This window comes from Rhizobium sp. K33 (assembly GCF_056501445.1).
The window spans coordinates 851969-875241 of sequence record NZ_CP096478.1; the positions used below are offsets into that span (position 1 = coordinate 851969).

Consider the following 23273-nt stretch of genomic DNA (forward strand, 5'->3'; position numbering starts at 1 on the left):
GTCCTGCCGCGCAATCGGCAGGAAGGGTTAAGGGCGGGTAAATGGGGAAAAAGTCACGCGCTGCGCTTCAGGCCCTGGGCGACGACGACATCCGGGATGCGCAGCGATACGACGGTGCCCTGGCCTTCGCGGGAGCGGATCTTCAGCGAGCCGCCATGAAGGGCGACGAGGGAGCGGGAGATGGCGAGGCCCAGGCCGGAGCCGCCCTTGGACTTGGCATACTGGCTCTGTACCTGTTCGAAGGGATTGCCGATCTTGCCGAGCGCGCTCTTCGGGATGCCGATGCCGGTATCGACGATGGACACGAGGACGGCGCCTTCGACCTTGCGGGCGCGGAGCGCAATCCGTCCGCCCTCATCGGTGAACTTCACCGCATTCGAGAGAATGTTGAGCAGGATCTGCTTGATCGCGCGGCGGTCGGCGACGAGCGAGAGGCCGCAATCGACGCGTTGCTCGACGGTGATGTTCTTTTCTTCGGCCGGGATCGCGGTGAGACGCATGCTCTCCTCGATCAGCGGGCAGAGGTCGATGGTCTCGCAGCGGATCTTCATCTGGCCAGCCTCGATCTTCGACATGTCCAGGATGTCGTTGATGACATTCAGCAGATGTTTGCCGCTCTCGTGGATGTCCTTGGCATATTCCTCGTATTTCGGTGAACCGACAGGGCCGAACATGCGGGCCAGCAGGATCTCCGAGAAGCCGAGAATGGCGTTGAGCGGGGTCCGGAGCTCGTGGCTCATATTGGCGAGGAATTCCGATTTGGCCTTGTTGGCAGCTTCGGCGCGCTGCTTCTCGGCCAAGTACTTTTCATTGGCGTCGGAGAGTTCGGTCTTCTGGCGCTCGAGGATCTTCTGCGAGGCGGAGAGATCGCCGATGGTGGCCATCAGGCGGCGTTCCTGCTCACGCAGCCGCTCCTGGTGGCGCTTCAGAAGCGTGATGTCGGTGCCGACCGAGACGAGACCGCCGTCACGGGTGCGGCGCTCGTTAATCTGCAGCCAGCGCTCATCCGCAAGCTGCACTTCCGAGGTGCGGGAATTGGTGCCGTCATCGGCATCGGCGATGCGGCGCTGGATGATCGGCTTGCCGGCGGCCGCGAGCACCAGGGAGCGTTCCTTGCCGGGCACGAGCACGTCGTCAGGCAGGCCATAGACTTTCTGGAAGTGGCCGTTCCAGGCGACGAGCTTGTCGTTCTTGTCCCAGAGCACGAAGGCTTCCGAGGTGCATTCGATGGCGTCGGCGAGACGCTGGTCGGCTTCGGCATAGCGCTGGGCGAGGCGATGCTGCTCGGTCACGTCCATGGCAATGCCGATGACATGCAGGTCGCCGTTGCTGGAGGAAATGATCTGGGCGCGGGCGCGCATCCAGACATAGTGGCCCTGGGCATGGCGCATGCGGAAGATCTGGTCGATATGGCGGGAGCTGCCACGACCGACGGAGCGGGCGAGCGCGTAGAGATTGCCGTCGTCGGGATGCATCAGGCGGGCGGCATCAGCGAAGGCGAGCGGCTCGGTCGAGGGGGCAAGGCCCAGCATCTCGTACATCGAGCGCGACCAGACGAGCTTGCGGCTTTCGAGATCGAAGTCCCAGAGACCGCAGCGGCCGCGCGCCAGAGCGGTTTCGACACGCAGATTGGATTCGAGGAAGGTGTCATCCGCTTCGCGGGCCCGCTTCACTTGGTAGAAATAGGCGTAGAGGATGACGAAGAGAATGACGGTGATGCAGGTGAAGAGGGTGACATTGAGCGACAATTCGCGACGCCAGAAATCTTCCACCGCCTGCAGCGAATGAGCCGCGACGATCATCGCGCCGTCGGTGCCAACCGGGGTGAAGATCGCGTGATGCGGGATGCCGTTGAGATCCGTTTCGATCGCGCCGGTCCGGTTGCCGGATTTGCGTATGGTCATCACTTCCGGCAGGAGGCTCGACAGCATCAGGCCGACCTGGGCGGCGGCCTCGGGCGAGGAGCCGAAGACGCGGCCGGCCGGATCGACCAGCAGAACGAAGGCGCCATTGGCGAAGTGCTCGCGGTCGAGGAAGGTCGAAAGCCGCTTCTCGGCTTCGGCGCGGTTGCGGGTTTCGAAGAGAGCCTGGTGCTCGCCAAGGGCCGCATTGACGGTGGCGGCGATCAGCGCCGTCGACTGGCGAACCGCACTTTCCATGCGCTGATGTTCGCTCATGATCCCGATCGTGCGGGCAAGCGCCACGACGGCGAGAAATGCGAGAATGAGGATCGGGATGGCGCGCCGCAAGGCCGTCTCGATGCGCCTTGAGCGGGCCGTGGCCTGGCTCTGTCCCGAATGAGACGCTCCGAACAGGGACCGTCCCAGCCTTGCGAAGAATTCACCCATGTCCGAAAATTTGATGCGCAGCCGCTCATCGGCTGCGGTGACCCGCCGCGCGTCCAACATCGTCCCTGCCTCTGTCCCTCGTGTGATTCGCAGCGCCGCTTGCCCGAATCTGACGCCAAGGAATCATGACCGATTCGCCTTGTCCAGACCGGGTGCGTAAAGAAAATATTAACCCATTGCTCCGACTCCGCTTTTTTATTGGCGTATCGGCAAGAGGCTGAATCTGATGGAGAATCCGGGCGTGGTCAGAGGCTGATACTGGTCCGCAGAACGAAAGAAGGCGCCGATTTGACCGGCGCCTTTTCGTCTGATTTGCGGCTTCGTCAGCCCTTGAGAATGCGCTCGACGATGTCGCGGACGTCGGTCGACAGCGAGGCCGAAGCTTCGATGGTTGCAAGGGCAGCACGGGCCTTGTCGGCGCGCCCGGATTCGAGCAGGCGCCAGGAGCGCATCGCGGTCAGAAGTCGGGCGGCAAGCTGCGGATTGCGCGGGTCGATCGCGAGGATCTGTTCGGCAAAGAACTGGTAGGCCGCACCATCCGCACGGTTGAAGCCGGTCGCATTGCCGAAGGCGAAGGTGCCGACGAGCGAGCGGACGCGGTTCGGATTGGTCGGCTGGAAATGCGGGCTCGTCATCAGCGCCTTGACTCGTTCGAGGCTGGCAGCCCCCGGGATCGTGGCCTGGATGGTGAACCACTTGTCGAGCACCAGCGCATTGGAGGCGAAGCGGGCTTCGAAGGCGGCGAGTGCCTCCTTCGTTTCCGCCGCATCCGGGAAGCGGTGGGCGAGAATGGTGAGCGCCTGCGACAGATCCGTCATGTTGTCGGCGCGGCCGAAGGCGTCAGCGGCCAGTGCCGGCGCGTTTTCGGCGATGGACAGGAAGGAGAGGGCGATGTTCTTCAGCGCCCGCTTGCCGGCACCTGCGGCATCCGGGGAGAAGGGGCCGGAGGCCGAGTGGGCGGCGTGCAGCTTGCGGAAGACCTCCGCACCCGCCGTCGCGATCGCCGAGAGCACGGCCTGCCGGCCGGCATGGATGGCATCCGGATCGTTGTTGCCGCCGAGTTCGCGTGCGATGTCGGCTTCGCTTGGAAGTGTCAGTGCCTGGGCGCGGAAGGCCGGTTCCAGTGCCTCATCGGCAGCGACCGCGAGCAGGACGTCGACGAAGGCGGAGTTTGCGGCGACGGAACCGCCGTCACGCGTGGTCTTGGCCGCGTCCGTCAGGACCGGCAGCGCGAGATCGGTGATCGCCTGCCAGCGCGCGAAGAGATCGCTGTCGTGCCGGGCGATGTGGCCGAGATCCTCGGCGCTCTGGGCGAAATGCAGGGTGACCGGGGCCGAGAAGCCGCGGTTGAGCGACACGACCGGGCGGCTGCCGATACCGGAGAAGGAGAAGGTCTGGGCGCGCTGAGTGAGATGCAGCACGTCGCCGGTGACATCACCGCCCGCAATGGCGGAAGCCGAGGCTTCCGAGCCGTTTTCGGAAATGAGCGCGAAGCGCAGCGGAATGTGCATCGGCTCCTTGCTGCTCTGGCCGGGGGTGGCCGGGATCATCTGCTCCAGTGACAGCGTCAGCGTCTTGGCGCTCGCGTCATAGGTGGACGAGACGGTGATCTGCGGCGTACCGGCCTGATGGTACCAGAGCGAGAACTGGGTCAGATCCTTACCGCTTGCGTCTTCGAAGCACTTGACGAAGTCTTCGACGGTCGCGGCATCGCCATCATGGCGCTCGAAATAGAGATCCATGCCCTTCTTGAAATCGTCGCGGCCGAGAATGGTCGCGATCATCCGGGTGACTTCCGAGCCCTTCTCGTAGACGGTCGTGGTGTAGAAGTTGTTGATCTCGCGATACTTGGTCGGGCGCACCGGATGGGCGAGGGGGCCCGCATCTTCCGGGAACTGCTCCGAGCGCAGATGGCGGACTTCCGCGATGCGCTTCACCGAGCGCGAGCGCATATCGGCCGAGAATTCGTGGTCGCGATAAACGGTGAGGCCTTCTTTCAGGCAGAGCTGGAACCAGTCGCGGCAGGTGATGCGGTTGCCGGTCCAGTTGTGGAAGTATTCATGCGCGATGATCGCTTCGATATTCGCATAGTCCTGATCGGTCGCGGTCTCGGGATCGGCCAGGACATACTTGTCGTTGAAGATGTTGAGGCCCTTGTTCTCCATGGCGCCCATGTTGAAGTCGGAAACGGCGACGATCATGAAGATGTCGAGATCATATTCCCGGCCAAAGACCTCTTCGTCCCATTTCATCGAGCGCTTCAGCGCGTCCATCGCATAGGCCGCGCGCGGCTCCTTGCCGTGCTCGACATAGATCTTCAGTGCGACTTCGCGGCCGGACATGGTGGTGAAGGTGTCTTCGACCACGCCAAGGTCGCCCGCGACGAGCGCGAAGAGATAGGACGGCTTCGGATGCGGGTCGAACCAGGCAGCGAAATGCTTGTCCGGGCCGAAGCCGGCGCCACCGAGGAAGTTGCCGTTGGAGAGCAGGAGCGGGTTGGCAGCTTTGTCGGCGATGATGTTGATCGTGTAGACGGCGAGCACATCCGGACGATCGGGGAAATAGGTGATGCGGCGGAAGCCTTCCGCCTCGCACTGGGTGCAGTAGATGCCGTTCGAACGGTAGAGGCCCATCAGCTGGGTGTTGGCCTCAGGGTTGATCATCGTCACGACCGTGATCTCGAAGGGCGTGGATTCCGGCAGATCGCGGATCGTGAGGCTCTCGGGCGTCGCGGTGTAGCGCGCCGGATCCATCTCGATCTGGTCGAAGAGCAGGCTCGTCATGGTGAGGTCGTCACCATCGAGCACTAGCGGCGCAGTCGCATCGACACCTTCGCGGCGATGGAAGATCAGGCGAGCTTCCACCTTGGTCTCGGTCGGATCCAGTTCGAAGGTCAGATCAACCCGTTCCAGAACGAAGTCGGTGGGGCGGTAGTCTGCCAGATGAACGATCCGGCCCGTATCTGTGCGCATAATATGTCCTGGTCGCTGCGGGGTTGGCCACCACGGCGCAGGCTTGAAGATGCCTGTAGCCGAATGGGGTCAAGTTGCGGGCGATGATTGCAGCAATTTCTGAACGATTGTTAAAACACGAGTTATTTTTACGATGCTCTGGTCGCAAGAAGCGGATTTCATCGCTCGAACTGCGTCAATCGCGCGCGAAGTCCAAGAATAGTCGGACAATTGATCTTGCGAAATCTCTTGCGCGGCTGTGACGCGGCTCACTTCAGCCGCAGCTGCTGTCGCAACTCGTCGTCGCTGTCCATGCCCTGGATGATCACGCCCGACCAGCCGAGGCCGTCGTAATCCTCATATCCGAGCGTCTTGGCGAAGGCGACGATGGCGCCGCTCTGATCATAATAGCTGCCCTTGGCAAGCTGCTGCGGATTGTTGAGCGCGAAATGGGTGTAGATCCGCTCCGGACGCGATGAAGCAATCACCATGTTGCTGCCGTCGAGCAGCAGAACCTCTGTCTTCTCTGCAACTTGTGGCGGCAGGTTGGCTTCCTTCTCGACGATTGCCTGACCCTGAGCCTGCCAGTCGAAATAGACGCCGAGCGTGCCGAGAAGCGCGCCATCGCTGCGGCCGCCCGCGCGAATGCCGGTGGCATAGACGAGGACGTAGCGATTGTCGTGCAGTGGGCTGCGCTTGACGGTGTCGACGATGTAGTCGTCGCCGCTCTGGCAGCCGCGCGCAGCTTGGAACCAGGCGTCGCTCGAGAGGTCCCGGTCCTTCAGGCTGCGGTGGTAGCGGGGATTGGCGGAAGCGATGACCTTGCCCTTCGTGTCCGTCATCACGAGATCCAGATAGACGGTGTAGAAGCGGTTGATCACGCCGAGGCGGGCGGCGGCATGCTGGGCGCGGTCGGCGGACGGCTGTTCAAGAGCTTCCCACAGCGCGCTGTCGGTCGCCCACCAGCGCACATCGGCCGTGCGCTCGAAAAGATTGCGCACGATGAACTGGACGAGCGTCTGCGCGAGATCGATGAGCCGGACGCCCTCCATCTGCTCGACGAGATCGTCTGCCATGCTGCGGCTCTGCCGGATGCGCCCAAGCACGTTCTGCTGGAACCGTACTGCCGTCTCGTTGGCACCCTGCGCGAGGCGCTGGACCTCGTTGGCGACCACAGCGAAACCCTTGCCGGCCTCACCGGCGCGCGCGGCCTCGATCAGGGCGTTGATGGCCAGGAGCCGGATCTGCCGGACGATATGGGCGTTGTCGGCGCTGAAGACTTCGAGGTCGGATCCGATGCTCTCCGTGACGAGGCGCATGGACCGGGGCGTGGCAAGAATCTCTGAAATCGGATTGGTCTGATAATCGGCCTGCGGCATGGCGCCAAACCCCGGTTTGAAAAAGACGAACCTGAAAAGTCGGCAGCACGCTGCCGGATAAATATGACTTATTAAGAGGAAATATATTTTCCCGCATTGAACGAGCCGTTAACGCTTCATGGCGGGAATCCCGGGGTTTTCAGGCCATTTCTGGGGCCAATACCGCGAAAATCCGCACTTGCACCCACCGGGCACCCATGCAACCTAGGTCCGGTCGATTCAGATGCTTCGACCTCATCCCGAGGCGCTTGTCCGCGCCGGCCCGCATTCAAGACAGTCGTGACCATGGCCTTTGCCGATCCCAATCCCTTGCGCGGCATCGTGCTGAAAGTCTGTTCGGTCACGGTCTTCGTTGCCATGCAGACCTGCATCAAGCTTGCCGGCAACGGTATCCCGCCGGGCCAGATCAGCTTTCACCGGTCCGCTTTCGCGATCCTGCCGATCGTTGCCTATCTCGCCTGGCGTGGGGAGCTCAGGGTCGCTATGCAGACCGACAACCCGTTCGGGCACGTGAAGCGCGGCCTGCTTGGGGTCTGCGCCATGGGGGCGGGCTTCTACGGTCTTGTGCACCTGCCGCTGCCGGACGCGATCGCCATCGGCTATGCCATGCCGCTGATTGCCGTCGTTTTCGCCGCGATCTTCCTGAAGGAGACGGTGCGGCTCTATCGCTGGACGGCCGTTGTCATCGGGCTCGTCGGTGTATTGATCATCTCGCTGCCGAAGCTGACCCTGTTCGGGGAAGACGGCATGGGCTCGGAAGCTGCCATCGGGGCGGTCGCAGTGCTGATCTCGGCAACGCTTGGGGCGGGCGCCATGCTGCAGGTCCGCCAGCTCGTGCGGGAGGAAAAGACCGCGACCATCGTCCTGTTCTTTTCCCTGACGGCAGCCTTGCTGTCCGCGCTGAGCTGGTTCTTCGGCTGGGCGGATCTGTCCTGGCAGGCGCTGGGCCTTCTGGCACTCGCCGGCTTCTTCGGCGGGCTCGGGCAGATCTTCCTGACGGAAAGCTATCGCTTCGCCGACGTCTCGACGATTGCGCCCTTCGAATACTGTTCGATCATCCTGGGCTCGATTGCCGCCTATGCGCTGTTTTCAGAAGTGCCCACCGCAACGACCCTGATCGGCGCGGCCATTGTCGTTTCTGCCGGCATCTTCATCATCTACCGCGAACACCAGCTCGGCCTCGAACGGCGGGCGGCCCGCAAGGCGTCGACGCCGCAGGGCTGACGCTCAGCGACCGGGCTCGATTCCAAGCTCCAGCTGCTCTTCCGGATCGGGCTCAGGCTCGGGGAGGGGGGAGGCGTTGTCCGCACCCTGCATCGGCAGGATGGTGGCCTGGAAGTCGGCCTTTTCCTCCGGCGTGACAGCGTCGGGACGCCGCGTGATGCGATAGGCCGCATAGCCGGCGTAAAGGGCGAAGGCCAGTCCGAGGAAACCGATCAGCGCATTCGGCCCAAGCCACTCCATCAGCGTGCCGGCCATGATCGGGCCCGTCACCGTGCCCATGCCGTAGAGGATCATGATGGCACTAGAGAGGGTGACATATTCATGAGGCTCGGCCAGATCGTTCGCATGGGCGACGTTCAGCGAATAGACCGGGTAAAGCACCGTGCCGACGAAGAAGCCGGCGACATAGAGCGCTGTCGGTTCTTCGGCGCCAAAGCCGATCATCAAGCCGCAGGCGCCGACGCCGAAAAGGCCGGAGGCGATCATCACGAGGCGGCGGTCCATGCGGTCGGAGATGCGTCCGATCGGCACCTGGGAAAGTGCGCCGCCGGCAAGGAAGGCGGCAAGCAGAGTGGCACCCTGCGCGGTGGTCATGCCGATCGTCTGCGAATAGACGCCGCCGAGGCTGCCCCAGGTGCCGGAGAGCGCACCCGACAGAAGCGAGCCGAAGAAGGCGATCGGCGAGCGGCGATAGAGACGCTTCAGATCGAAGCGCGCTTCGGCGATCGGGCTGGGGGATTGGGCGGTGGACAGTGCCACCGGGAATAGAGCGAGCGAGAAGATCAGCGCGCAGATCATGAAGAGTTCCGGCCCGTTCACATCGCCCAGCGGCACGATGTATTGCCCGCCGATCGAGCCCACCAGGCAGGTGACCATATAGACGGAGAAGAGCGCGCCGCGATTGTCGTTGGTGACGCGCTCGTTGAGCCAGCTTTCGATCAACAGATAGGCGCCGGCAATCGCAAAGCCGGACAGGCCGCGGAAGATCATCCAGGCCCACCACTCGACGACCAGCGCGCAGAGCAGGATCGAGACGGTGAGGATCGTGATGAGGGCGCCGAAGACGCGCACATGCCCCACCCGACGCACGAGGATGGGCGTGACGACGCAGGAGACCGTAAAGCCGAAGGTGTAGCCCGTGGCGATGACCGAGATGATGAAGGTCGACCAGCCCTCGTTCAGCGACCGGATCGGCAGCATGTAGCCCATTAGGCCGAAGCCGGCCATCATCATCAGGGTCGACAGCATCAGGGTGGCGATCGAGGCGAGACTGGACAGCATTGGGCCTCCCGGAAGCAGTCTGGACAAGAATAGTGCCAGCATCGCCAGCCGTTTGAAATGTCGAATACGACGCGACGGGGCGCAATGCGAATGCAATCTGCGACTTGAGCAGGGGTAGCGTAATAAATTATTGAAACATCGCGAGGAATTCGTTTACCTTGACAACTGTCACAAGATGAGAGGCCTCGGACGAAGGGACGGGGTCCGCCAAAGGGATCGAATGGAGCCGACACGGGCGACGACACGGCAGACCGCTTGCAGGCCAGAGCGCCTGCGCGTGCCGTTTGTTTCCGCCGTCGCAGATAGCGCAATCAAGTCCGGGAGCGTGTCATGACGCTGTCTGTCTCGGAGATCGTCGGCCATCCCCAATTCGTTCCGGCCCTGCGCGCCTATGCGGCCAAGCTGCGCGGCCAGTTCGACCAGAGCCCGCGCCTGTCGCGCATGCTGGCTTCGCATCAACGTTGGCTTCTGAGCCAGGCGGCCTTTGCCTTGCAGCTCGAATACGACCCCTCGCAGCCGGGAAGCGGGCTCACCACCACCAATCTCCGCGAGATCATCACCTCCAACAATGCGGCCAGCCGCAACACGGTGCTGAACTTTCTCGATCAGCTGCTGAGCTACAAATTCGTGCGCATCGTGGGCGATCCCAATCGGCGTCCAAAGCGCTACGAGGCGACGGAGCTGCCGACCCAGGCCATGTATCAGTGGCTGATGACCAATTTCGAGCTTCTCGATCACCTCGATGGCGGCGACCGGGCCGCCACGCTTGCCGCGCAGCCGGAGCTGTTCAAGCTGATCCAGCCGCATGTTGCCCGGCGCGCCTGCCTCAATCCAAGCTGGCTGGAACCGCCGCCGCGGGTCGCGCTGTTTCTCTGGACGGAAGCCGGCGGTCTTGTCATGGACGAACTGGTGCGCCGGGCCATGGAGCTCTCTCCGGATGGCGAGGGCTACAATATCGGCCGCATCGATGCGCGCGTGATGGCCGAGCATTTCATGATCTCGCGCACCCATCTGCAGCGTCTCTTCCGCCGTGCGGTGGAAACGGGCTGTCTGCATTGGCCGGACGGCGACCGCAATCACTGCATCCTGCGGCGGGATTTCCTCGACGAATATTGCAAGTGGCAGGCGATCAAGTTCTCGATCATCGATTTTGCCCATGAGAAGATCTGCGGGCCTGTCCGCCTGGGAAAGCATGATCCGCGCCTCGGCGTGGCACGGGAAGCCTGAACCTCGAAGAGGGGCGAGGTAGGCGAGCTTCCGTTGTCTTCCAGCGCCATCAAAAAAAACGAAAAGGCCCGCAGCGATGCGGGCCTTTTCGTATCTGACAGGTGTCGGGGGGATCAGAAGCCGAGCGGCTGCAAAGCCCGCTGCTCGCCGCGATCCTGCGCCTGCTGGCGCTTGCGGGCTGCCTGGGAGAGTTCGGCCGATGCGTTGACCGCTTCGCCGATGTGATGCACGGCCTGACGCAGGCTGCGGACGGGATGAAATGAAATCATGGTCGTGTCCTCTGCTTTTGACGCATGGCAAATTCGATGACCGTATTAGTTCATCAATGAACCGATGTTGCAATGCACAATGCGGAAGGGCTGCTATGCAGGCGAAGCAGAACGGCGCGCAGATTGCTCCGCGCAGGCCGGATCAGAGGCGGCCTTCGGTAAAGCTGGCGGCCGGGCGGGCGATGCGGCCGGCATGACCTGCGAATCGGGCGCTGAGCTGCTCGACAGCAACGGAGGGGCTGGAGCGATTATAGGGCGTGCCGGTACGGCCATGATCGCCAGCGAGACGCAGGGTCTCGAACTTGCAGTGGATGGGGCGGGTCCGAAGGCTCACGACGGTATTCCTTGTAAAGTGTACCTCCCACTTTGCCCCTCGAATATCGCAGTGCAGCATAGATTCGGCAAGCAGCCCGACTGCGGGCCTGCCATGCGTCAATCGCATGGCAGATTTCATAATTCGTTTACATTGCCTGAAATTTAGCCGTTGGGCGGTGTCTGGAGCCGCTCGGAGAAGGCGAGCAGGTCCATCCAGGCGAGCGCCTTGCTGGCCGGTGCGGCGAGCAGTTCCTGGGGGTGCAGGGTCGCGAGTGCCGGAACCGTATGGCCGCCCGCGCCGATGTCGCGCCATTTGCCACGCAAGGCGTGAATGGTGCCTGTCTCTCCGAAGAAGAAGCGGGCGGCGAAATTGCCGAGCACGAGCACGAGGCGTGGCTCCACCAGTGCAATCTGCCGCTCGATGAAGGGTCGGCAGATGGCGGTCTCCGGCCCTGATGGCATGCGGTCGCCCGGCGGACGCCAGGGGATGACGGTGGAGATCACCACGCTCTCACGCGTTTGGCCGATCGCCGACAGCATGCGATCGAGCAGCAGACCGGCGCGTCCGGAAAAGGCCATGCCTTCGCGGTCGTCGTCTGCGTTCGGCATGGGGCCGATCACCATGATGCCGGACGTGCCTGCGCCCTGGGCGGTGATCGTGGACCGGGCCGACGTCTTCAGGTTACAGCTCGTGAAGCCTTCGATGGCGGTCTTGAGTTCGGCGAGCGATCGCGCGCTTTCGGCCGCGAACCGCGCCTCGGCAATCGCGTTCTCGTCCGGGATGGCCGGCAGGGCGGAGCCTTGTGCGGGCTGGGCACGCGCCGGCTGGCGTTCGCTCTGCGGCGCGCCGCGTGCGGCAAGCGTGCGGGCCGGGAGATTGCCCGAGGACGCGTCGGCCGCCGGCCGTGCCACCTGGCGGGCAGCCTTTTCCGCCGCAAAGGCTGCAATGCGATCGACCGGATCGTCCTCCACGAGCCAATCGACACCCGCTTCCGCATGAAATGCGAGAAGCGCGGCGAGCTCTGCTGGCGTCATGTCGCGGGCCTGGATCATGAGGCTGTTCTAGTGTGTTTGGCCCGGTCAAGGCAAATGGAAAGCGGGGAGGTGCACTGCCGTTTAGCCCCTCGTGTTCACGCGACGCTGGCCGCCCCTCATCCGCCCTTCGGGCACCTTCTCCCCGCGAGCGGGGAGAAGGCCATGACGGCCACCGCTGGCGCTCCCTCTCCGCGCTTGCGGGGAGAGGGCAGGGTGAGGGGCCGTGGCAGGACCGACGGGGCGGTGATCATCTACGGCGCCCTCAACAAGGCGAGTTCACGCCACCCACTGCTCGATGTCGTCGCGCTCGCCGATCAGGGACAGGCCGTGGGCGATCGAGACCAGTTCGCCGCCGGTTTCGATGCGGCTTGAGTCGAAGCGGCGGTGGAAGATGTCGCGCACGGCCGGCACGAAGGAGGTGCCGCCGGTAAGGAAGACCTTGTCGATGCTGTCGGCTTGGGTGTTGCTCGTCGTCAATACCTCGTCCAGCGCCTGTTCCATGCGCGTGAGATCGTCCGCGATCCAGCTTTCGAAATCGCGCCGTGTCACCCGCTTTTCGCCGGCCTTGCCGAGCGGGGAAAAGCGGAACTCGGCCTCCTCTGCGGAGGAGAGCGCCATCTTGGTCGCGGAGACGGCCTGATACAGCGGATAGCCTTCGTCATGGTCGATGAGGTCGATGAAGAGCTCGAGCTTTTCCGGCTCTTCCGCCTGACGCACCAGGGACTTGAGATCGGTGAATTCCTTCATCGTCTTGAACACCGACAACTGGTTCCAGCGCGAGAAGGCGAGATAGTAGTTGCTCGGCACGTCGAGGAGCTTGCCGAAGCTCTTGAACTGGCTGCCCTTGCCGATCTCGGGCGCCACCAGCTGGTCGATGATGCGGGCATCGAACTGGTCGCCGGCGATGCCGACACCGGAATGGCCGATTGGGGTGGCGCTGAGCTTGCCGCCTTCGGTGGAAAAGCGGATCAGCGAGAAGTCGGTCGTGCCGCCGCCGAAGTCGGCAACCAGAACGGTCGCATCGCGCTTCAGCGTGCGGGCAAAATAGAAGGCCGCCGCGACCGGCTCATAGACATAGTGGATTTCCGGAAAGCCGAGACGGGTCAGCGCCTCGTTGTAGCGCGTGACGGCGAGTTGAGGATCGGGGCTTGCGCCGGCAAAATGCACCGGCCGACCGACCACCAGCCGTTTCGTCTCGTCAGGCCAGCCATCGCCGGCATAGGCCTGCAGGCGCTTCAGGAAGACTTCCATCAGATCCTCGAACTGGAAGCGCCGCGCATGCACCAGCGTGCCCTGGAACAGGGCCGAGGCCGCAAAGGTCTTGATCGACTGCAGGAAGCGGCAATCGCCGGGATTGTCGATGAAGGCACGAATGGCGGCCTGGCCCGCCTCGACCTTCAGGGCACCGGCGCCAAGCTGCGGATCCTTGAGGAAGGAGAGCGCCGTGCGCATGCTGTCGGTGGTGCCGGCGGGAGAGGTGAAGGAGACGGACCGGGTGTCGTCTCCGCTTTCCGCGACGGCGATCACGGTATTGGTCGTGCCGAAATCGAGCCCCAGCGCCTGAGCCATGGCCATCGCTCCTTTGATCTGAATGATTGTCTGTGGGAACCGGGATGCCGGCTGTCGTCGGCGTAGCCGAGAACGAAAGAGGGCGCCTGATGCCACAGGGACCGGGCAAGGGCAAGCGACCATTTTGTGACATATGCGGAGGATGGCGCTCCGCTGCGTTCTGTCATCCCGCGCGGCCGCACCCTCTGCCCGGCTTGATGCGGGCACCATCAGGCGGTAGGGGGATGGTGCAAAGCGATCACCGGAGCCGGAAAGATGTCACGCACCGACTATCAGACGGCAGTAGGCCAGCTCGGCATCATTGAAACCCTTGCGGCCTATGATCCGCACATTGCCGGTACCCCGCCGCTCGGCATCCACACCGAAACGAGCGACATCGATATTCTCTGCCATGCGCCGGACCAGGCGACGTTCGTAGCAGACATCTGGCGCGCCTATGCACAGATGCCAGGCTTCCGCCTCTGGCAGTGGAGGGCAAAAGACCGGCCGGTCATCGCGACATTCCATGCCTTCGACTGGGAGTTCGAGCTCTTCGCGAGCCCCAGGCCCGTGGCCCGGCAATCCGGATGGCGCCACTTCACGGTCGAAAGACGGCTGCTGTCCCTCGGTGGCGATGGCTTCAAGCGCGCCATCCAGCTTTTGCGGCAGCAAGGCCTGAAGACCGAGCCGGCATTCTGGTCAGCGCTGAAGCAAGAGGGCGATGGCTATCTTGGACTGCTGTCTATCGAGCAAGCGACAGACGCGGAACTCTGCGTTCTCCTGGACGCTGCGGGGTTCGGCCAAAGCCGGTCCGGGTGAGCTGCTGCGTGTAGGCGAGCATCAGACGTCGAGATAGGGCCGAGCCGCGAGGATCGGCGTATCGGGCGTATCGAACTCGTCGTCATAGGATTCGAGCTTGGTCAGGAAGTGATCGATGATCCGACCATAGCTTGCGTGGCGAGAGCGCGGAACACGCACGCGCTCTTCGACGATGGTCTGTTCGGTTTCGGTCGCGAAAGCGGCAGGGTCGAGCGCCTGCAGCATCCGGTCTTCATGTCCGGCATCGGTCATCACGGGAACTCTCATCTCCCAGGTTTCTCGCTTTGGAGTAAACGCAAGAGATTTCCAAGCCGTTCAGCCGATTACTCTCATTTTAGGCAATGCGAATTTGAGGGCGGATCTCAGCCCCCTCAGATCGATTTTGCCGCCCCGCCATCGACCCTCAGCATCGTGCCGGTGATGTAGCTCGCAGGCTCCGAGCAGAGAAAGGCCGCGGCGGCTGCGAATTCCTCGACGCGTCCGAGCCGCTGCGCGGGGATCGACTTGACCGACGCCGCGCGCACCTCGTCGATTGATTTGCCCTGCTTCTTGGCATTGGCGCCGTCGAGTTCGTCGATGCGGTCGGTATGGATGCGGCCCGGCAGGATCATGTTGGCCGTGACGCCATAGGAGGCAAGCTCGGCCGACAGCGTCTTGTTCCAGCCGACCAGCGCGCCACGCAAGGTGTTGGAAAGCGCGAGATTGGGGATCGGCTCGAAGACGCCCGAGGAGGCGACGGTCAGGATACGGCCGAACCCTTGGGTCTTCATCAGCGGCGCGAGCGCATTGGTGAGCGTGATGACGCGCACCACCATCGACTGGAAGAAGGTGTAGAGCTTCTCCGCATCCATCTCCTCGGCCGTCCCCGGCGTCGGGCCGCCGGTGTTGTTGACGAGAATGTCGATGCCGCCGAGCTTGTCATGCACGGCATGCAGCATCTGATCGACGAAATGCGCATCCGCGAGGTCGGCCACCACGTAATCGGCCTTGCCGCCCGCTGCCTGAATCGCTTCGACATTGGCCTTCAGCTTTTCCTCGGTGCGGCCGCAGATCAGCACGTGAACACCTTCTGCGGCAAGCGCCTTAGCGATGCCGAGGCCGAGGCCGCGAGAGGCGGCGAGCACGAGCGCGCGTTTGCCGGAAATGCCGAGATCCATGGGATGTCCTTTCGTGATGCGATATGAGCGCGTCAACCTATCAATGCATCCCGGCAAGGGGAAGCTTGGAAGATCGAAGGTCGTCGGTGTGGAGTTCAGCGAGAGCGCAAGATGCGCTCGGGCAGGCGGCCACTTTTCAGAGGCGCGGCCTTTCCATGCAGCCAGCCTTGGAAACGCTGCGCGCCGGCAATCCTGGCGCATTCCTGCTGCGTCTGCGTTTCAACGCCTTCCGCGACCATCACGATATCGAGCGATTTCGCAATCTCACCCACAGCGGAGACGAAGACCTGAGCAATCCTGTCGTTCTCCAAACGCTGGATGAAGCTCTTGTCGATCTTGACGATGTCGATCGGCAAATCGCGCAGGAGGGTGAAGGAGCTGTTACCGGTGCCGAAATCATCGAGTGCGATCCTAAAGCCGAGTGCCCGCAGATCGCCCAACAGGCGGAAGACCTTCTGGTCGGCGTTGATCAGAACCGTTTCGGTCAATTCAAGAATGAAGCTGGAGGCGCTGCGGTTGGTTTCCCGCAGTACCCGAACGAGCATGGGAAGCAGACCGTCGTGACGGAGCTGAGCGCCTGAGATGTTCACCGAGATCAGATCAACGTCGAGGAGGTCGAGATCCTCGCAGGCCTTGCGGAAGACCCATTCGCCGAGGCGGTCGATGAGCTCCGATCTCTCTGCAACCTGGATGAAGGTATCAGGCGGTATCGAACGGCCTGTCTGGTCGGTCCACCGCAACAGTGCCTCCACTGCCACTCCACGTCTGTCGACGTCGACGATCGGCTGATAGTGAAGGTCAAGTTGGTTGAGGATGATCGCAGCATGCAAGTCGCGGGAGATCTGGCGATCCGCGGCTTGCTTCCGCTGCATGTCGCCATGATAAAATGTGACTTGTCCGCGCCCGGAGCGCTTGCCGACATAAAGTGCCATGTCGGCCTTCTTCAGCAGGTCTGACCCTTGATCCGCGTCGGCGGGTGCCGAGGCGACCCCGATCGAGATGCCGTGAAAAGCGCGCGTCTCGCTGTTGGCGTGCAACTCCTCCCCGAGACGCTCGAGGAAACGCCGCGCGTCATGGGCGATCGCCCGGTGGTCGTTTCCGGGGACGATGACTGCGAATTCATCGCCTCCGAGTCGCCCGACGACCCAGTCGGCTTCCTGTTGGGCGCGCCGACCGAGCGTTTCTAGCACGGCGTCGCCGGCGTGATGACCAAAGCCGTCGTTCAACAGCTTGAAATGGTCGACATCCAGCAGCATCAGGGTGAAGTCGTCATAGGGCAGGCCGTTAATCTGCCGACGGCGTATTTCCGCCAGCCTGCCATTGAGCACCTCCAGAAATCGGCGCCGCGTCAGGCAGCCGGTCAGGTCGTCGCGGGAGTAGTCCTCGCTGACCCGTTCTGTTGTAAGTGCACCGGCTTCGACAGCCGTGCGCATCCGCGGGCGGCTTGCCATAAGGGTGAAGGCGATAAGGCTGCAGCCGACTGCGACCGTGGAGAAAAGAGAGGGCAACGGGGCGGTGCCGGGGAATGTGGCTGCCGCGAAGGCGCTCCCGGACGCGACACAACAGACCGCAAGGCACATCGCCTCCGATTGAGCGAGATCTCTCAATCTCTTCAAGGGGCCGACCTTCATCACAAATTCGTCGCTCTAGGAGAGATGATGCGCCGCATGACGACAGGTTTCCCGCTCGATCAAGATTGCACCCAGTTTTGGCACATAGCGATTGAAGGTCGGTTAATTCTGATCAGAACGGCACCTTACCGGGGTTGAAAATCCTCTCAGGGTCGAGCAGGTTCTTGATCTCTCGGGCGAGTGCCTGCTTCACCGGGTCGACATGGGAGAGATAGGCCGAGCGCTTGTCGAGGCCGACGCCGTGTTCGGCGGAGAAGCTTCCACCGGATGCCAGGATGCCGGCATAGACGGCGTCTTCAACCTGTGCCTTCAGATCCGGGGGCAGGGTGCCGGGGGCGGCAAGCGCGATATGCAGGTTCCCGTCGGCGATATGGCCGTAGACATAGGCCTCGTAGCCGTCGCCGATGGCCGATAGGCGCTCGGTCAGATCTGCGACATAGCGATCGAGCAGGGAAGGCGGCATGGAGACATCGAAGGAGGGCGCGTCGGGAAAGGCTGTGAAATAGAAGCCGGAATCCTCGCGCAGATCCCAAAAGCGGCGCGCCTGGTCCGACGACTGCGCAACGAGCCCGCCCTTCAGATCGGCCTCTTCCCAGATGTCCGCGAGCGCTTCCTCGAGATGCGTGACGGCCGCTTCGGCGCTCTGACCGGAGACCTCGACCAGCAGCATCGCGCTCTCGCCTTCGAGCCAGGAGAGGTCGAAGCCCTTGAGCACTGCATGATCGCGCACGTAGCGCGGCCACATCATCTCGGCGGCTTCGAGCATGAGGGCAGGATGGCGACGCAGCCGCGCGGCAACGAGAAGCGCCCGGGCGGCATCCGCGACGCCGAGGAGGGCAACGGCGCGGTGCTGCCGGATCGACTCGAGTTTCATCACCACACGCGTGACGAAGCCGAAGGCGCCTTCACCGCCGATCAGAAGCTGCTTTAGGTCCGGCCCGGCGGAGACCTTTACCACCCGGGTCATGTCAGAGAATATTTCGCCCGAAGGCAGCACGGCTTCAAGCCCGAGGATCTGGTGGCGCATCACCCCATTGCGGAAGGCGAGGATGCCGCCGGCATTGGTCGAGACCATCCCGCCAATGGTCGCCGAGCCGCGCGAACCGAGATCGATGCCGGTGGTGAGACCATGCGGTGCAAGTGCCGACTGCAGTGCCTCGAGCGTGACGCCCGCTTCGACCTCGACGGTTTCTTCGTCGGCATGGATGGCCAGAATGCGATTGAGCCGGTTGCTGGACAACAGGACCTGGCCTGCAAGGCTCGTGCCGCCGCCGACAAGACCGCTCAAGCCACCCTGCGGCACAATGGCGACATGGTTTGCCCGGCACCAGGAGATCAGCGCCGCGGCCGCCTCCGTCGAAGCAGGCTGCACCATGACACCAGCGTTGAGGTTCGCTGGGTCTTCACCGGGATGCCGGCCGGCAAGGGCCTCCGGGCCGAGGATGCGGAGCTCCGGATGCAGCCCTTCGAGCGCACGGGCAAGGTCATGGGGCGAAAAGGTCGGGTGCGAAGACATGGGGGCGCCTGATCTGTTTGCCGCTTCTTCGCCGGAAACGCCGGTCGCTGCAAGCCGCCCGGCAGCCTTTCCCGCCCTGTCGGCTCGCCTCAAAGTTCGGCGGGGAAGCCGGGCGCTCTGAGATCCGTGCCGACAGCGTCTTCCAGCAGCTTCACCACCTGCGACGACCAGGCGTCGCCGCCATAGGCCGACCGGGCGCGAATGAAGGTCTGCATTGCATGGGAGGCCAGGTCGAGCGGTACGCCGAATTCGCGACCGAAACCGAGCGCAAAGCCGAGATCCTTCACCGCGAGATCCATGGTGAAGTTGATGTTGTAGCTGCCGTTCAGGATCACCTGGCCCTCGGTCTCGTGCACGAAGCTGTTGCCCGAGGAGGCCTTGATGATGTTGAAGGCGTCGGTGAGGTCGATGCCGCCCTTCTTTGCCAGCATCAGCGCCTCGCCGGTGGCGATCAGGTGGATGAAGGCGAGCATGTTGGTGATGACCTTGATCACAGCCGCCTTGCCGAGCGGCCCGGCGCGGAAGATCTGCTTGCCCATGGCCTGGAAGGCCGGAAGGTGCAGGTCGTAGAGATCGCTGTCGCCGCCGATGATCACGGTGATCTCGCCGGAGGCGGCCAGATGCACGCCGCCGGTCACAGGCGATTCCAGCATGCGGATGCCGGCAGCGGCTGCGATCTTGCCGAGCCGCAGGACTTCCTGCTCGTCGAGCGTGCTCATCTCGATCCAGGTGCTCCCCGGTTTCAGCCCCTTGAGGATGCCGCGTTCGCCGGTCAGAACCCGTTCACTGACCTTGGGCGAGGGCAGGCAGGTGATGACGGCATCGGCGGCTTCGGCCACGGCCTGCGGATCGGCGGCGAATGTGGCGCCGGCGGCAATAAGGTCTTCCGCATTGTTCGGATCGAGGTCGTTGACGACGACGGTAAAGCCTGCCCTGACCAGACTGCCGGCGAGGTGGCGGCCAAGATGACCGAGCCCGATGAAACCATATGTGAGTGCCATGTCGCGTTCCCCTGCTGGCGTTTTGGCAGAGACTGCGACAAAGCGGGAAAGGGTTCAAAGACAGATTTTGGCCTGCGACGGGTTTTGGCGCAGGCGGAACAGGACGCGGCGATTTTCGTTGCGGGTGAGGATGCGCGGCCCTCGAGAGAAGCCATTGCAACAGCGAATTCGTCGCATTGACCCTTACGTTCACGTAAGATATTCTCGCGCTTCACACCGCCCTGCCGGAATTTGCGCCTCTGCGCGTCGCGCTTCGGCTCGACAATCCGGTTGGGTTTTGTCAAGGAGGATGGCGGAAAGCACCGCCTGGCGAGGAATGATTGATGAGCACCGAGATGGAACTGCCTGAACGCGAAAGCATGGAATTCGACGTCGTGATCGTGGGCGCTGGTCCCGCAGGTCTCTCGGCGGCGATCCGGCTGAAACAGGTCAATCCCGATCTCACCGTCGTCGTGCTCGAAAAGGGTGCGGAAGTCGGCGCGCATATTCTGTCCGGTGCCGTGGTCGATCCGATCGGCATTGACCGGCTGATCCCGGGCTGGCGCGAAGAGGCCGATCATCCCTTCAAGACCCCCGTCACCGACGACCAGTTCCTCTTCCTCGGCCCTGCCGGCTCGGTTCGCCTGCCGAACGCCCTGATGCCGCCGCTGATGAACAATCACGGCAACTACATCGTCTCGCTCGGCAATGTCTGTCGCTGGCTGGGCGCCCATGCCGAAGCGCTCGGCGTCGAGATCTATCCGGGCTTTGCCGCTTCCGAAGTGCTCTACAATGACGAGGGTGCTGTCGTCGGCGTGGCGACCGGCGACATGGGCATCGAGAAGAACGGCGAGCCCGGCCCGAACTACACCCGCGGCATGGCGCTGCTCGGCAAATATGTGCTGATCTCGGAAGGTGTTCGTGGCTCGCTCGCCAAGCAGCTGATCGCCAAGTTCGATCTCTCCCGCGAAAGCGATGTGCAGAAATACGGCATCGGCCTCAAGGAACTCTGGCAGGTCAAGCCCGAGCATCACAAGCCGGGCCTGGTGCAGCACTCCTTCGGCTGGCCGCTCGGCATGAAGACCGGTGGCGGCTCCTTCCTCTACCATCTCGAAGACAACATGGTCGCCGTCGGCTTCGTCGTGCACCTGAACTACAAGAACCCCTATCTCTATCCCTTCGAGGAGTTCCAGCGCTTCAAGACCCATCCGGCGATCGCCCAGACCTTCGAAGGCGGCAAGCGTTTGTCCTACGGTGCCCGCGCCATCACCGAAGGTGGCTACCAGTCGGTACCGAAGCTCTCCTTCCCCGGCGGCGCGCTGATCGGCTGTTCCGCCGGTCTCGTCAACGTTCCCCGTATCAAGGGCTCTCACAACGCCGTGCTCTCCGGCATGCTGGCGGCCGAGAAGATTGCCGACGCGATCGCGGCCGGCCGCGCCAATGACGAGCCGATCGAGATCGAGAACGAATGGCGCAAGACCGATATCGGCAAGGATCTGAAGCGCGTGCGCAACGTCAAGCCGCTCTGGTCCAAGCTCGGCACGGCGCTCGGTGTTGGCCTCGGCGGCATCGACATGTGGATGAACCAGCTGCTCGGCTTCTCCTTCTTCGGCACGCTGAAGCACGGCAAGACGGATGCAGAATCCCTGGAGCCGGCGGCACAGCACAAGCCGATCGCCTATCCGAAGCCCGATGGCGTCCTGACCTTCGACCGTCTCTCCTCGGTGTTTCTCTCGAACACCAACCACGAGGAAGACCAGCCGGTCCATCTCAAGGTCAAGGATATGGACCTGCAAAAACGCTCCGAACTCGGCGTCTATGCCGGTCCGTCGACCCGCTACTGTCCGGCCGGTGTCTATGAATGGGTGGAAAAGGACGGCGAGGAAACCTTCGTCATCAACGCCCAGAACTGCGTGCACTGCAAGACCTGCGACATCAAGGACCCGAACCAGAACATCACCTGGGTGCCGCCGCAGGGCGGCGAGGGGCCGGTCTATCCGAACATGTAAATGTATGGGAGGCAGGCCCGCACGGACCGCCGTCGGGAACTTGGCGGCGAGGGGCCAGTCTATCCGACATGGGATTTTCTTGAAGGGCGGCCGCAAGGCCGCTCTTTTTGCATCTGATGCCTGGAGCGAGCATGGCTGCCGGCTGCCCCATCTTCGCCATCTCTCTTAACGCGCACCCTGAGATTTAACCCGCCATTAACCATAAATTCCTAGGCTCCTGGGCAACGAATCGTATCCCAAGGACCTCTGAATCATGACCATTTCCCGCCGCGGTCTCCTGTTCGGTCTGCCGCTTTTCCTGGCCGGCTGCCAGTCCGTTCCCAATCAGCAGGCGATGTATGGCGACGTGCCGGACGAGCCGCATCCGCTGAAGAAGGTGCCGCTGGAAAAGATCAAGCCGGAACTGCGCCGTCAGGAAGTGGCCTATGAAACGAAGCATCCGGCCGGCACCATCGTGGTCGATACGCCCGAGCGCCGGCTCTATTACGTCATGGGCGGCGGACGCGCTATGCGCTACGGCATCGGCGTCGGCCGTGCCGGTCTTGCGCTTTCCGGCAATGCCTATGTCGGCCGCAAGGCGGAATGGCCGACCTGGACGCCGACACCGAACATGATCCGCCGTGATCCGGAAAAGAACCTGAAATATGCCGGCGGTCTCCCGGGCGGCCCGAACAACCCGCTCGGCGCCCGCGCCATGTATCTCTACCGTGGCGGCAATGACACCATGTTCCGCATCCACGGCACCAACCAGCCCTGGTCGATCGGTCAGGCCATGTCGTCCGGCTGCGTGCGCATGATGAACCATGACGTGATCGATCTCTATGCCCGCGTTGATGTCGGCAGCAAGGTCGTGGTCATCCAGGCCTAGAGGTCTCCTTCTCCTGGATATTAAGGGCGCTGGTCTGTCGACCGGCGCTTTTGCGTTTGGTCGTGCCTGTGGGCAGACAGTCACGCGCGGTCACGACTGCGAAATCGGTCTTTCCGCCTCGCGACTTCGCCCCAATCTTCAACCAGTGAAACTTTACGCCGTGCTTCGGCGTCCTATGACCTGTTGACGATGTGTCGACCAATGCCGACCGCTTTGAGCCTTTCCGCTCAAGCCGGTCAGGACTAAGTGGGAACGGATTTCCGGCCTTCGGGCCGCATCGATGATTCGAGAAGGGAGATTGAATGACACAGGACACCAAGGCGGCAATGTCGGATCTCGGCGGTTGCCAGATCGAGGCGACCCTTCAGCTTCTCGACGGCAAATGGAAGGGCGTCATCCTCCATCACCTTCTGAAGGACGAGGTTCTCCGCTTCAACGAGATCGTCAAGCGGCTGCCGTCGATCACGCACCGCATGTTGTCGAAGCAATTGAGAGAGATGGAAGTGGCCGGCCTTGTCGCGCGCACCGTCTATCCCGTCGTCCCGCCGCGGGTCGACTATTCGCTGACGCCACTCGGACGCAGCCTTGAGCCGGTGATCCAGGCCCTGGGCCGCTGGGGACAGGAAAACCTCGTGGCCGTGGAAGGTGCTGCCCTGAAGCCGAGCGAGAGCCCGACCGGCAGCGCCGCCATCATGCGCTCCGCGGCGTAGTCCAAG

General features: G+C 62.9%; 19 protein-coding genes. 6 read left to right on the top strand and 13 right to left on the bottom strand.

The genetic code is table 11. The features are described from left to right. Positions 1-53: 53 nt before the first annotated feature. The 3 genes from M1E12_RS04230 to M1E12_RS04240 form a co-directional block, all read right to left on the bottom strand. On the bottom strand, positions 54-2408 hold the full coding sequence (locus tag M1E12_RS04230; RefSeq protein ID WP_479563853.1) for a PAS domain-containing sensor histidine kinase: 2355 nt from the start codon (positions 2406-2408) through the stop codon (positions 54-56). A 263-nt stretch (positions 2409-2671) separates the two neighbouring features. After that, entirely contained in the window at positions 2672-5320 is a 2649-nt protein-coding gene (pepN, locus tag M1E12_RS04235) for an aminopeptidase N (RefSeq protein WP_479563854.1), read from the bottom strand. 248 nt (positions 5321-5568) lie between these two features. Then, positions 5569-6678: a methyl-accepting chemotaxis protein gene (locus M1E12_RS04240; protein ID WP_479563855.1), complete on the bottom strand. Its 1110-nt coding sequence runs from the start codon at positions 6676-6678 to the stop codon at positions 5569-5571. A gap of 285 nt (positions 6679-6963) precedes the next feature. On the opposite strand from M1E12_RS04240, the gene M1E12_RS04245 reads away from it, so the two are divergent. Continuing rightward, positions 6964-7902 carry a DMT family transporter gene (locus M1E12_RS04245; RefSeq protein ID WP_479564827.1) on the top strand — a complete coding sequence of 313 codons (939 nt, stop codon included), beginning with the start codon at positions 6964-6966 and terminating at the stop codon, positions 7900-7902. Positions 7903-7905: 3 nt separating this feature from the next. Here M1E12_RS04245 and M1E12_RS04250 read toward each other — a convergent pair whose 3' ends face one another. Further along, a complete protein-coding gene (locus tag M1E12_RS04250) occupies positions 7906-9183 on the bottom strand; it encodes an MFS transporter (protein WP_479563856.1) in 1278 nt (425 codons plus the stop codon). Between the two features lie 330 nt (positions 9184-9513). Between M1E12_RS04250 and M1E12_RS04255 the strand changes: the two genes are divergently transcribed. Further along, the gene (locus M1E12_RS04255; protein ID WP_479563857.1) at positions 9514-10410 is read left to right on the top strand and encodes a hypothetical protein; all 897 of its coding nucleotides are present in this window, start codon (positions 9514-9516) and stop codon (positions 10408-10410) included. A gap of 113 nt (positions 10411-10523) precedes the next feature. Here the strand turns inward: M1E12_RS04255 and M1E12_RS04260 are convergent, their stop codons facing one another. From M1E12_RS04260 to M1E12_RS04275, 4 genes are all read right to left on the bottom strand, one after another. Continuing rightward, complete coding sequence (locus M1E12_RS04260) at positions 10524-10679, bottom strand: hypothetical protein (RefSeq protein WP_167494894.1); 156 nt, start codon at positions 10677-10679, stop codon at positions 10524-10526. A gap of 142 nt (positions 10680-10821) precedes the next feature. Next, positions 10822-11013, bottom strand: coding sequence for a hypothetical protein (locus tag M1E12_RS04265; RefSeq protein WP_310237415.1), 192 nt, complete (start codon positions 11011-11013; stop codon positions 10822-10824). Positions 11014-11156: 143 nt separating this feature from the next. Beyond that, on the bottom strand, positions 11157-12047 hold the full coding sequence (locus M1E12_RS04270; protein ID WP_479563858.1) for a uracil-DNA glycosylase: 891 nt from the start codon (positions 12045-12047) through the stop codon (positions 11157-11159). Between the two features lie 258 nt (positions 12048-12305). Beyond that, positions 12306-13598: an Hsp70 family protein gene (locus tag M1E12_RS04275; protein WP_479563859.1), complete on the bottom strand. Its 1293-nt coding sequence runs from the start codon at positions 13596-13598 to the stop codon at positions 12306-12308. Positions 13599-13853: 255 nt separating this feature from the next. Between M1E12_RS04275 and M1E12_RS04280 the strand changes: the two genes are divergently transcribed. Next, a complete protein-coding gene (locus M1E12_RS04280; protein ID WP_479563860.1) occupies positions 13854-14396 on the top strand; it encodes a DUF4269 domain-containing protein in 543 nt (180 codons plus the stop codon). A 21-nt stretch (positions 14397-14417) separates the two neighbouring features. Here the strand turns inward: M1E12_RS04280 and M1E12_RS04285 are convergent, their stop codons facing one another. From M1E12_RS04285 to M1E12_RS04305, 5 genes are all read right to left on the bottom strand, one after another. After that, positions 14418-14648, bottom strand: coding sequence for a hypothetical protein (locus tag M1E12_RS04285; RefSeq protein WP_113461578.1), 231 nt, complete (start codon positions 14646-14648; stop codon positions 14418-14420). Between the two features lie 119 nt (positions 14649-14767). Beyond that, positions 14768-15553: an SDR family oxidoreductase gene (locus M1E12_RS04290; protein ID WP_479563861.1), complete on the bottom strand. Its 786-nt coding sequence runs from the start codon at positions 15551-15553 to the stop codon at positions 14768-14770. 95 nt (positions 15554-15648) lie between these two features. After that, positions 15649-17169 carry a putative bifunctional diguanylate cyclase/phosphodiesterase gene (locus tag M1E12_RS04295; RefSeq protein ID WP_479563862.1) on the bottom strand — a complete coding sequence of 507 codons (1521 nt, stop codon included), beginning with the start codon at positions 17167-17169 and terminating at the stop codon, positions 15649-15651. A 127-nt stretch (positions 17170-17296) separates the two neighbouring features. Continuing rightward, positions 17297-18700 carry an FAD-binding oxidoreductase gene (locus M1E12_RS04300; protein WP_479563863.1) on the bottom strand — a complete coding sequence of 468 codons (1404 nt, stop codon included), beginning with the start codon at positions 18698-18700 and terminating at the stop codon, positions 17297-17299. A gap of 89 nt (positions 18701-18789) precedes the next feature. After that, positions 18790-19701, bottom strand: coding sequence for an NAD(P)-dependent oxidoreductase (locus M1E12_RS04305; RefSeq protein WP_479563864.1), 912 nt, complete (start codon positions 19699-19701; stop codon positions 18790-18792). Positions 19702-20024: 323 nt separating this feature from the next. Here M1E12_RS04305 and M1E12_RS04310 point away from each other — a divergent pair, with 323 nt between their 5' ends. From M1E12_RS04310 to M1E12_RS04320, 3 genes are all read left to right on the top strand, one after another. Continuing rightward, on the top strand, positions 20025-21689 hold the full coding sequence (locus M1E12_RS04310; protein WP_479563865.1) for an electron transfer flavoprotein-ubiquinone oxidoreductase: 1665 nt from the start codon (positions 20025-20027) through the stop codon (positions 21687-21689). A gap of 253 nt (positions 21690-21942) precedes the next feature. Beyond that, positions 21943-22557 carry a L,D-transpeptidase gene (locus M1E12_RS04315; RefSeq protein WP_479563866.1) on the top strand — a complete coding sequence of 205 codons (615 nt, stop codon included), beginning with the start codon at positions 21943-21945 and terminating at the stop codon, positions 22555-22557. 302 nt (positions 22558-22859) lie between these two features. Continuing rightward, the gene (locus tag M1E12_RS04320) at positions 22860-23267 is read left to right on the top strand and encodes a winged helix-turn-helix transcriptional regulator (RefSeq protein WP_479563867.1); all 408 of its coding nucleotides are present in this window, start codon (positions 22860-22862) and stop codon (positions 23265-23267) included. Positions 23268-23273 lie beyond the last annotated feature (6 nt).

Coding starts and splice junctions, on each gene's coding strand:
- M1E12_RS04280 (WP_479563860.1), top strand. CDS start 13,854: ATGTCACGCACCGACTATCAGACGGCAGTAGGCCAGCTCGGCATCATT.
- M1E12_RS04300 (WP_479563863.1), bottom strand. CDS start 18,700: ATGTCTTCGCACCCGACCTTTTCGCCCCATGACCTTGCCCGTGCGCTC.
- M1E12_RS04275 (WP_479563859.1), bottom strand. CDS start 13,598: ATGGCTCAGGCGCTGGGGCTCGATTTCGGCACGACCAATACCGTGATC.
- M1E12_RS04230 (WP_479563853.1), bottom strand. CDS start 2,408: ATGTTGGACGCGCGGCGGGTCACCGCAGCCGATGAGCGGCTGCGCATC.
- M1E12_RS04255 (WP_479563857.1), top strand. CDS start 9,514: ATGACGCTGTCTGTCTCGGAGATCGTCGGCCATCCCCAATTCGTTCCG.
- M1E12_RS04315 (WP_479563866.1), top strand. CDS start 21,943: ATGACCATTTCCCGCCGCGGTCTCCTGTTCGGTCTGCCGCTTTTCCTG.
- M1E12_RS04245 (WP_479564827.1), top strand. CDS start 6,964: ATGGCCTTTGCCGATCCCAATCCCTTGCGCGGCATCGTGCTGAAAGTC.
- M1E12_RS04320 (WP_479563867.1), top strand. CDS start 22,860: ATGACACAGGACACCAAGGCGGCAATGTCGGATCTCGGCGGTTGCCAG.
- M1E12_RS04240 (WP_479563855.1), bottom strand. CDS start 6,678: ATGCCGCAGGCCGATTATCAGACCAATCCGATTTCAGAGATTCTTGCC.
- M1E12_RS04310 (WP_479563865.1), top strand. CDS start 20,025: ATGAGCACCGAGATGGAACTGCCTGAACGCGAAAGCATGGAATTCGAC.
- M1E12_RS04270 (WP_479563858.1), bottom strand. CDS start 12,047: ATGATCCAGGCCCGCGACATGACGCCAGCAGAGCTCGCCGCGCTTCTC.
- M1E12_RS04250 (WP_479563856.1), bottom strand. CDS start 9,183: ATGCTGTCCAGTCTCGCCTCGATCGCCACCCTGATGCTGTCGACCCTG.
- M1E12_RS04305 (WP_479563864.1), bottom strand. CDS start 19,701: ATGGCACTCACATATGGTTTCATCGGGCTCGGTCATCTTGGCCGCCAC.
- M1E12_RS04260 (WP_167494894.1), bottom strand. CDS start 10,679: ATGATTTCATTTCATCCCGTCCGCAGCCTGCGTCAGGCCGTGCATCAC.
- M1E12_RS04290 (WP_479563861.1), bottom strand. CDS start 15,553: ATGGATCTCGGCATTTCCGGCAAACGCGCGCTCGTGCTCGCCGCCTCT.
- M1E12_RS04285 (WP_113461578.1), bottom strand. CDS start 14,648: ATGACCGATGCCGGACATGAAGACCGGATGCTGCAGGCGCTCGACCCT.
- pepN (WP_479563854.1), bottom strand. CDS start 5,320: ATGCGCACAGATACGGGCCGGATCGTTCATCTGGCAGACTACCGCCCC.